The organism is Roseovarius gahaiensis (assembly GCF_011601345.1).
GTDB classification, from domain to species: Bacteria; Pseudomonadota; Alphaproteobacteria; order Rhodobacterales; family Rhodobacteraceae; genus Roseovarius; species Roseovarius gahaiensis.
Map to the genome: position 1 here is coordinate 18373 of NZ_JAAORB010000036.1, position 9755 is coordinate 28127.

At 61.3% G+C, this 9755-nt stretch carries 10 protein-coding genes; 8 read left to right on the forward strand and 2 right to left on the reverse strand.

All coding sequences use genetic code 11. The features are described from left to right. Positions 1-17: 17 nt before the first annotated feature. Both arsB and tyrS read right to left on the reverse strand, forming a co-directional pair. Positions 18-1073, reverse strand: coding sequence for an ACR3 family arsenite efflux transporter (gene arsB, locus HAT86_RS13765; protein ID WP_167198945.1), 1056 nt, complete (start codon positions 1071-1073; stop codon positions 18-20). 114 nt (positions 1074-1187) lie between these two features. Further along, on the reverse strand, positions 1188-2441 hold the full coding sequence (gene tyrS, locus HAT86_RS13770) for a tyrosine--tRNA ligase (protein WP_167198947.1): 1254 nt from the start codon (positions 2439-2441) through the stop codon (positions 1188-1190). 63 nt (positions 2442-2504) lie between these two features. Between tyrS and HAT86_RS13775 the strand changes: the two genes are divergently transcribed. From HAT86_RS13775 to HAT86_RS13810, 8 genes are all read left to right on the forward strand, one after another. After that, positions 2505-3629, forward strand: coding sequence for an anhydro-N-acetylmuramic acid kinase (locus HAT86_RS13775; RefSeq protein WP_167198950.1), 1125 nt, complete (start codon positions 2505-2507; stop codon positions 3627-3629). After that, the gene (locus HAT86_RS13780; RefSeq protein WP_196780614.1) at positions 3626-4375 is read left to right on the forward strand and encodes a maleate cis-trans isomerase family protein; all 750 of its coding nucleotides are present in this window, start codon (positions 3626-3628) and stop codon (positions 4373-4375) included. The genes HAT86_RS13775 and HAT86_RS13780 overlap by 4 nt, the downstream gene beginning before the upstream one ends. Then, entirely contained in the window at positions 4372-5520 is a 1149-nt protein-coding gene (locus HAT86_RS13785) for a trans-sulfuration enzyme family protein (RefSeq protein WP_167198953.1), read from the forward strand. Before HAT86_RS13780 ends, HAT86_RS13785 begins: the two co-directional genes overlap by 4 nt. Positions 5521-5609: 89 nt before the next feature. Beyond that, positions 5610-6695, forward strand: a complete 1086-nt coding sequence (locus HAT86_RS13790) for an ABC transporter ATP-binding protein (protein ID WP_167198956.1) — start codon at positions 5610-5612, stop codon at positions 6693-6695. Between the two features lie 268 nt (positions 6696-6963). Beyond that, the gene (locus tag HAT86_RS13795) at positions 6964-7200 is read left to right on the forward strand and encodes a twin-arginine translocase TatA/TatE family subunit (RefSeq protein WP_167198958.1); all 237 of its coding nucleotides are present in this window, start codon (positions 6964-6966) and stop codon (positions 7198-7200) included. Positions 7201-7207: 7 nt separating this feature from the next. Continuing rightward, entirely contained in the window at positions 7208-7687 is a 480-nt protein-coding gene (tatB, locus tag HAT86_RS13800; RefSeq protein ID WP_167198961.1) for a Sec-independent protein translocase protein TatB, read from the forward strand. Beyond that, entirely contained in the window at positions 7684-8676 is a 993-nt protein-coding gene (gene tatC / locus HAT86_RS13805) for a twin-arginine translocase subunit TatC (protein ID WP_167198964.1), read from the forward strand. The genes tatB and tatC overlap by 4 nt, the downstream gene beginning before the upstream one ends. After that, positions 8673-9509, forward strand: a complete 837-nt coding sequence (locus HAT86_RS13810) for an ATP-binding protein (protein WP_167198966.1) — start codon at positions 8673-8675, stop codon at positions 9507-9509. Before tatC ends, HAT86_RS13810 begins: the two co-directional genes overlap by 4 nt. Positions 9510-9755: the final 246 nt, after the last annotated feature.

The following is a 9755-nucleotide window of genomic DNA, read 5'->3' on the forward strand; positions in this document are numbered from 1 at the left end:
GCATCCGTGCCGTGCGGTCAGTCCGGAAACCAGTGGCGGGTCCGGTTGGCGAAGCCGACCAGCGACAACATCACCGGCACCTCGACCAGAACCCCGACCACCGTCGCCAGGGCGGCACCAGATCCAAGACCGAACAGGCTGATTGCGACAGCGACGGCGAGTTCGAAAAAGTTGGAGGTGCTAATCAGGGCGCAGGGCGCGGCCACGTTGAACGGGATGCGCCAGAGCCGCGCCAGACCGTAGGCCAGTGCGAAGATGCCATAGCTTTGCAACAGCAGCGGCACGGCGATCAGGCCGATGATCAAAGGCGTTTCCAGGATCACCTGACCCTGAAATCCGAACAGCAGAACGACCGTCACCAGCAAGCCGATCACGGTGACCGGCTTGATCCAGTCGCGAAATTGATCAACCGCGGTCTCGCCGCCGCGCGTCATCAGGCGGGTCCGGGTCAGCAGACCGGCAATCAGTGGCAGCACGATATACAGCGCGACAGACAGCACCAAGGTTTCCCACGGCACGACGATATTGGTGACGCCCAGCAAAAGCGCCACGATGGGCGCAAAGGCGAAGACCATGATCACGTCGTTGAGGCTGACTTGCACCAGAGTGTAGGTGGCGTCGCCGCGCGTCAGTTGCGACCAGACGAACACCATCGCGGTGCACGGGGCCGCGCCCAGCAGGATCAGACCGGCCAGATAGGCCTGCGCATCATCTGGCGGGATCAGCCCGGCAAAGACATAGTTGAAGAACAAAACGCCAAGGGCGGCCATGGTGAAGGGCTTGATCAGCCAGTTGACGACCAGCGTCACGACAAGGCCCTTGGGGCGCTCACCTATGTCGCGCAGGGCGGTGAAATCGACGCCAACCATCATCGGATAGACCATCGCCCAGATCAACACCGCCACCGGCAGGTTGACCGAGGCGATCTCCAGCATTGCAAGGGTCTGGAACAGGCCGGGGACCAGATTGCCCAAAAGCACGCCTGCGCCGATTGCCAAGGCCACCCAAAGCGAAAGCCAACGCTCAAACGTGCCGATCACAGCGGGCATTTGCGTGGCATTTGGATCGGCCATATCGGGACTCCGCCGTGTAAATTCGATATTTTAAGAAATATCGAATTAGGCAAGCCGACACAATGCCGATATATGCCCGCCGGCCCGGTTGCGCGCAGCCGTGCAAGCTGGGCTTTACTGCACCAGTTTGATCAGCGCATGACGCTTTTTGCCTGCCGATAGCTTGATCGGCGAGGCCAGCGCGGCGGCATCAATCATCAAACCGGCATCGGTCAGCGGGGCATCATCAAGACGCGCACCGTTTTCGGCGATCAGGCGCTTGGCTTCTTTGCCGGATTTGGCGAGGCCGGATTTGACGATGACTTGAACGATCGACATCCCGCCATCGTCCAGATCGGCAAGGCTTAGTTCCAGCGTCGGCAGGTCATCGCCCGTGCCGCCTTTTTCAAACACTTCGCGCGCTGTGGCCTCGGCCGCCTGCGCCGCGTCGGCCCCGTGCAGCAGCGTGGTGACCGCGTTGGCCAGGATCACCTTGGCCTCGTTGATCTCGGAGCCTTGCAGCGCGCCAAGGCGGTCGCACTCGTCCACCGGCAATTCGGTGTAGTATTTCAGGAAACGGCCCACATCGGCATCCATGGTGTTGCGCCAGAACTGCCAGAATTCATAGGGCGACAGCATGTCGGCGTTCAGCCAGATCGCCCCGCCTGCCGATTTGCCCATCTTGCGGCCATCGGCGGTGGTCAACAGCGGCGAGGTCAGGCCAAACACCTCGGTGCCCGCCACACGGCGTGTCAGGTCGATGCCGTTGACGATATTGCCCCATTGATCCGACCCGCCCATTTGCAGGGTGCAGCCATAGCGGCGGTTCAGTTCAAGAAAATCATAGGCCTGAAGGATCATGTAGTTGAATTCAAGGAAGGACAGGGATTGTTCCCGGTCCAGCCGCGATTTCACCGACTCAAAGCTCAGCATCCGGTTGACCGAGAAATAGCGCCCGATGTCGCGCAGGAATTCGATGTATTTCAACTGATCCAGCCATTCGGCGTTGTTCAGCATCATCGCGCCGGTGCTGTCGTCGTAGGACAGATAGCGCTGAAAGACTTGCTGCATGCCGTCGATATTTTCGCCGATCTGCGCCTCGTCCAGCAGCGGGCGTTCGTCCGATCGGAAAGAAGGATCACCCACCTTGGTGGTGCCGCCCCCCATCAAGGTGATCGGGCGGTGGCCGGTCTTTTGCAGCCAACGCAGCATCATGATGTTCAGCAAATGGCCCACATGCAGCGATTTGGCGGTGGCGTCATAGCCGATATAGGCCGTCACCGGACCTGCCATCAGGCTGTCGTCCAGCGCTTGCAGATCGGTGCAGTCGGCCAGAAAGCCGCGCTCGATCATCACGCGCAGAAAGTCGGACTTGGGGTGGTAGGTCATATTGCTTGTCCCGGTCTTGATTGCGCGGCATGTATAGGCACGGAACACGCGAAGGGAAAGGCCATGTTGAACGCAAAGCCGATGCGCGCGCTTGGCGCGATGTCGGGCACCTCGCTGGATGGGGTGGATGCCGCCGTGGTCGAAACCGATGGCGAACGTATCTATGGCTTTGGCGATAGCCTGTATCGGCCTTATTCCGCGCAAGAACAAACGGTGCTGAGCGCCGCGCTTGGCCGTTGGCCGGGCGAGGATGTGGACGAGGCGTTGCGCGTGGTGCAAACCGCGCATATCGAGGCGTTGGCGGGATTTCATGGCGTTGATCTGGTAGGCTTTCACGGCCAGACCCTTGCGCATGAGCCGCAGGGCCGCGGCACGCATCAAATGGGCGATGGCGACGCACTGGCGCAGGCATTGGGCGTGCCGGTGGTGTGGGATTTCCGCAGCGCCGATATCCGGTTCGGCGGCGAAGGCGCGCCGCTAGCCCCGTTTTACCATTTCGCCTGTGCGCAGTGGATTGGCGCGGAGGCACCGCTGGCGTTTTTGAACCTTGGCGGGGTTGGCAACCTGACATGGGTTGATCCGCGCAAGGCCACACCGGATGAGGCGGGCGCATTGCTGGCCTTTGACACCGGCCCGGCCAATGCCCCGATCAACGATGTCATGCTGGAGCGGCGCGGCGAACCGTTTGACCGTGATGGGGCACTGGCGCGCAAAGGCACGGTGGCGCAAGGCGCGCTAGAGCTGTTTCTGGACGAGCCGTATTTTTTGAAAATGCCGCCCAAATCGCTGGATCGTGACGCCTTCAAGGACATGATCGGGTTGGTGGGCGAGCTGGACCATGCCGACGCGGTGGCGACCCTGACCGGCATGAGTGCGGCGGCCGTGCTGCGCGGGATGGAGCATTGCCCCGAACCGCCCGCGCGTTTGCTGGTTACCGGTGGTGGGCGGAAGAACCCCGTTTTGATGGAAATGCTGCGCGTGGCGCTGGAGTGCCCAGTTGAGCCGGTCGAGGCCGTGGGGCTGGACGGGGACATGCTGGAAGCGCAGGCTTTTGCCCATCTGGCGGTGCGCGTGGCGCGGGGCTTGCCCACCTCGTGCCCCGGTACGACGGGCGTGCGCGCGGGCGTCTCGGGTGGCACGATCAGCCGACCGGATCAGGAAACGCCAGCAAGCGGAGGGCGGGCATGATTCCCTTTGAACTGGATGATGGCGCGGGGCAGGGCCGCCGCCTTGGGGTGATTGTGCTGAGCACCGACACCTCGTTGGAGCATGAGGCCGGAGGCACCATGGCGGGCCGCCCGGTGAACCTTCTGCATGCGCGTATCCCCGCCAACGCCCATGTCACGCCAGACGATCTGTCCACCATGGAAGCACAGATGACGGCCACCGCCGCGCGTTTTCCGCAAGGTTTGGCGGCTTTGGGTTATGGCTGCACCTCGGGGGCGACGGTGATCGGCAGTGACCGCGTGGCCAATCTGGTGAACGCAGCGCATCCGGCTGTGCCGGTGACCGATCCGGCGCGCGCCGCTGCGGCGGCGCTGCATCATCTGGGGGTGCAGCGAATCGCCTTGGTGTCGCCCTATGTGCCATCGGTCACCGGGCCCTTGGTGGCCTTGTTCGCCCAAAACGGAATCGAGGTGCTGGCCGAGGCCAGTTTCGGCCAAAGCGAAGATTGGACCGTGGGCCGCATCACTGAGGCCAGCACCGCCGCCGCGATGCTGGATCTGGGCCGTCGCCCGGGGGTTCAGGCGGTGTTCAGCAGTTGCACCAACTTGCGCAGTTTCGGAATCATCGACACGGTCGAAGCCGAATTGGGCCTGCCCGTCATCAGTTCGAACCTTGCGCTGCTTTGGCATATGCTGCGCCTGTCGGGGGTGGCGGATTACCACTGCTGGGGGCCGGGACGTTTATTTCAGATCGGAGGGACCGCATGAGCGACGACAACCTGAAACCCGCAACCATTGCCGCACGTGCGGCGGGGGCGATGAATATGGGCGACGGTGGTGTGGTGCCGGGCATTGCGGTGGCCAGCACCTATGCGCGGCATTCGGATAACGCCCTAATGCGGGCCGATAACCTGTATGCCCGCGACGAAAACGACACGGTGCGCCAGACCGAAGAGGTGATTCGCCAGCTTGAAGGCGCCGCCGACAGCTTGCTGTTTCCATCGGGCATGGCGGCGATTGCCGCGCTGTTTCGCGCGCTGCCCTCTGGGGCCCGGGTCATCATGCAATCCGGCATCTATTGGGGGGCCACGGTTTGGGTGCGGGACTATTGCGCCCGCCACGCCGTAACGCTTGAGGAGGTGGACAGCAGCGATATCACGGCGCTTGAAGCGGCCTGCGCCACGCCCGCCGATCTGGTTTGGATCGAGGTGCCGTCGAATCCTTGGCTGAAGATCACCGATATCACCCGCGCCGCAGATCTGGCGCATGCGGCTGGCGCGCTGTTGGCGGTGGACGGCACGGCGGCTTCACCTGTGCTGAGCCGGGTGTTGGACATGGGCGCGGATATCTCGATGCATTCGGCCACCAAGTCGATGAACGGGCATAGCGATGTTGTGGCCGGTGTTTTGTCGTGCCGCGATGCGGATGCCCCCGTCTGGCGCGCTATTGCGCAGGCCCGCCACGATGGCGGCGCCATTCTTGGGCCGTTCGAGGCCTGGCTGTTGATGCGCGGATTGCGCACGCTGCCGCTGCGGATGGAGCGGATGTGCGCCAACGCGCTGCGCGTGGCCAAGGCCATGGCCGCGCATGACGGGATCGACGCGGTGTGGTATCCGGGCCTGACCGATCATCCGGGCCACGCGGTGGCCACACAGCAGATGTGCGGCGGCTATGGCTGTTTGCTGTCCGTTCTGGTGCGGGGCGATGCGGCGCGCGCAATCGAAGTGGCTGGACGCTTGCAGCTGTTTCACCGCGCGACCTCCCTCGGCGGGGTTGAAAGCCTGATCGAACACCGCGCCACGATCGAGCCCGATACCGGCATTCCCGTCAACCTGTTGCGGCTGTCCATCGGAATCGAAGACGCGGATGACCTGATTGCCGACCTGACACAGGCGCTTGACGGGGGGCAATGACCCCCCGATCTCTTGCGCATCGGTCAAGGGGTTGCTATCTGCCCTGCAACAATATCCGATCAAATTGATCGGAAAGACATGAGGCCGACGTGCAGCCAGCAACTCCGAGACTTGAGATTCGCAATCTTGTGCGGCGCTACGATGGGCAGCGTGTGGTCGATGACGTGTCTCTGCGGGTGATGCCGGGGCAGGTGACCTGCCTGCTTGGCCCCTCAGGCTGCGGCAAATCGACCACGCTTAGGATGATTGCTGGCGTTGAAATGCAGGACGAAGGCGAGATCTGGGTCGATGGTCATCTGGTCTGCGATACGACCTTCCGCATCCCCCCGGAACGGCGCCATATCGGCTTGATGTTTCAGGATTTTGCCTTGTTTCCGCATTTGACGGTCGGGGCGAATGTGTCTTTCGGCCTCTCCGGCGACAAGGCCGAGATGGGCCGCCGTGTGGATGAATTGCTCCAGCGGGTCGGGCTGGGTGATTACGGCAAGAAATATCCGCATGAATTGTCGGGGGGCGAACAGCAGCGGGTGGCCTTGGCCCGCGCCTTGGCCCCGCGCCCGTCGATCATGCTGATGGATGAACCGTTTTCGGGCCTCGACAACCGCTTGCGCGACGGGATTCGCGATGAAACGCTGGACATTCTGCGCGAACAGGATACCGCTGTTCTCCTGGTCACGCATGAGCCGGAAGAGGCCATGCGCATGGCCGATGAGATTGCCCTGATGCGCGCAGGCCGGATTGTGCAGCAAGGCGCACCATACAATATTTATAACGCGCCAGTGGATCGCGATGCGGTAGCTTTCTTCAGTGATATCAACGTCCTGCGCGGTAAAGTTCAGGGATCTTTGGTGCAAACGCCGTTTGGCCAGTTTCTGGCTCCGGGTGTGCATGAAGGCAGTGAAGTGGATATTGTCATCCGCCCGCAGCACATCAAGATCGACTTTGACCGCAACGGGCGTGGCCCCGAGCCGACGATTGAAATGGGCACAGCGGCGCGCGGTGTCGTGCGGCGGGCGCGGTTCATGGGCAGCGAAAGCCTTGTCGAGTTTCGCATGGATCACGATGGCTCGATCATGCGGGCGACGGTGCCGAACGTGTTCTTGCCCAGTCCCGGTAAGCCATTGTGGCTGATGATCCGGCGCGACAAGTGTTTTACGTTTCCGGTCAAGACTTGATCGGGGGCAAATAGGGGGCGCTGCCCCCGTCGCCGCAAGCCGCGACTCCCCCGGAGTATTTTGGGAACAATGAAACAGCTTTAAGGCGACGTAGGTCGCTTGCGATGGCCCATCGGATCGGTTTACCTGCGTCCACAAGCGGTAATTTGCGGATTTATCGGGTGTGAAGCGCTATTGGTTCTTCCAACCGGCGCGCTGAGGGCTTAGATACGGTTGACGAAAATGTCGGGGCGGCGCACAAACGACCCCCGACAATGGGAGAGAAATTATGCTGAACAATATTGGCCTTCCGGGCCTTCTTCTGATTGCCGTGGTGGTGCTGGTTCTATTCGGCCGTGGCAAGATATCTTCGTTGATGGGCGAGGTGGGCAAAGGCATCACATCGTTCAAGAAAGGCGTTGCCGATGGCAACAAAGAGATCGAGGACGCTGGCGACGAGACCGAGACCGGGGCAGCAGACACGGCCAAGAACGTGACGCCCGAAGACGACAAAGACAAGGTCTGAGCGTCAGATGTTCGACCTGGGCTGGACCGAGCTGCTGGTGATCGGCATTGTCGCGCTGATCGTCGTCGGCCCCAAGGATCTGCCGGGCATGTTCCGGGCCGTCGGTAATTTCGTGGGCAAAGCCAAGCGCATGGCCCGCGATTTCAGCCAGGCGATGAACGACGCGGCGGATGAAAGCGGCGTCAAGGACGTGTCGGACAGCTTGCGAAAAGCATCGAACCCGATGGGCAGCGCGATGGACGAGGTCAAGAAAGCCTCGTCAAGCTTCACGCAGGATACCATGTCGGGCCCCAAGAAAAAGGCCGAGCCCAAATCAGAGTTGAGCGAAGAGCGCCGGGAAAAAGCCGACAAAATCCGCCAAAAATCAGCGGAAGCCGCAACCAAGCGGTTGGCTGAAGAAGAGGCCGCGCGCGCCGAGGCCGAAGCGGCCGAAACCGCACCACCCGATGATGCGGCCGACGCGCCCCCCGAGGACAGCAAGGCATGAGCCCTACAGACGAGATCGAAGAAAGCTCGGCCCCTCTGATTGAGCATCTGGCAGAATTGCGCACGCGGCTGATCAAGGCGGTCGTGGCCTTTCTGATCGGCATGATCATCTGTTTCACAGTGGCGACGCCGATCTTTAATTTCCTGACCGATCCGCTGTGTCAGGTGCTGGCCAATCGTGGACAGGATTGCGACCTGATCTTCATCTCGCCGCAAGAAGGATTTTTCGTCGCGATCAAGGTATCGCTTCTGGGGGGGTTCATGCTTTCGTTCCCCTTCATCGCCAACCAGATGTGGCGGTTTGTGGCCCCGGGGCTGTACAAATCTGAAAAGGGTGCGTTCCTACCGTTTCTCGTGGCCTCGCCCTTCATGTTCTTGCTGGGGGCGGCATTCGCGTTTTATGTGGTCACGCCCTTGGCCTATGATTTCTTTCTTGGCTTCCAGCAGTTCGGCACCGGGGGCGAAGCCCTGCCGTCAGGCGATCCGCAAGCGGCCGCCCCGCTGAGCGTGGTGTTCCAAGGCTCGGCCCAAGAATATCTCAATCTGACGATCAAGTTCATCGTCGCCTTTGGCCTGTGTTTCCAGTTGCCTGTGCTTTTGACGCTGATGGGCAAGGCTGGGCTTGTCAGTGCCGAAGGCCTTGGCAATGTGCGCAAATACGCGATGGTTGGCATTTTGGTGCTGGCCGCGTTGGTGACGCCGCCAGACGTGATCACCCAAGGCATCCTGTTTGTCGTGGTCTATGGGCTTTATGAGGTGTCGATTTGGCTGGTGCGCCGGGTCGAAGCCAAGCGTGAAGCGCAGTTGCGCGCCGAAGGGCTGTGGTTCGATGACGATGAGGACGAGCCGGAGGATACGCAGGACACGGATGAACCGAACCCTGAGACACCTGATGCCGCCGAAGATCCGTATGGCGAATCAGAATTTGACGACCCCTTGCTCGACGAATTCGGCGACGACGAGGACGACGATAAGGACAAGCCCAAGTGACTGACGCGTTAGATCGCATTGCCGCGGCGCTGGAGCGGATGTCTCCGGCGCCGTTGACCGTGCCGGATTTCGATGCGGCTGATGCGTTTGTCTGGCATGTGGAGCCGGACCGGCTTGATCCAGTGCCAGAGGTTAGCCGTGTGGACATGTCTTTGTTGGTCGGCATCGACCGATCACGCGACACATTGCTTGAAAACACCCGCCAGTTCGCCCGCGGGCTACCGGCCAACAATGCGCTTTTGTGGGGGGCGCGGGGCATGGGAAAATCCAGCCTTGTCAAAGCGGTGCATGCCGCCGTGCGGGCCGAAGGGACGCCGCTCAAGATTGTTGAGCTTCAGCGCGAAGACCTCTCTAGCGTGTCGCGCTTGCTGCATCACCTGCGCGCAAGCGACGCCCGGTTCATCCTGTTTTGCGACGACCTGTCGTTCAGCCATGATGACCAGCACTATAAATCGCTTAAGGCTGTTCTGGATGGCGGGATCGAAGGCCGTCCGGATAATGTGGTGTTTTACGCCACATCGAACCGGCGTCACTTGATGCCGCGCGACATGATTGAAAACGAACGCGCCAGTGCGATCAATCCCGGTGAGGCGGCCGAAGAGAAGGTCTCGCTCAGTGACCGGTTTGGCCTGTGGCTGGGCTTTCATCCTTGCGACCAAGATCAATATCTGTCGATGATCGACGGCTATTGCGCGGCGTATTCCCTAGAGATCGACGATGCGACCCTTCGCGCCGAGGCGATAGAATGGCAGGCCACGCGCGGCGGTCGGTCGGGCCGGGTGGCATGGCAGTATTTCACGGATCTGGCTGGGCGGCGCGGCGTCACGCTCTGAGCGTGCCATTTACAGGCTTTCTTCTGTTTAGAAATATCCCGGGGGTTTGGGGGCAGCGCCCCCAATCAATACATCTGTGCGCGCGGCACGCGCGCCCCTTTTGAAAAGGCTTTGGCTAGAGCGTGTCGCCCCTGATCAGATTCAGGATTCCCATGATGCTTGCTTTGTAATTCCATGCTTTTGAGGCATATATGGGGGTCAGTTATGGGCAAGCCACATCCTGTTGAGTTGCGTGATCGCGCCGTG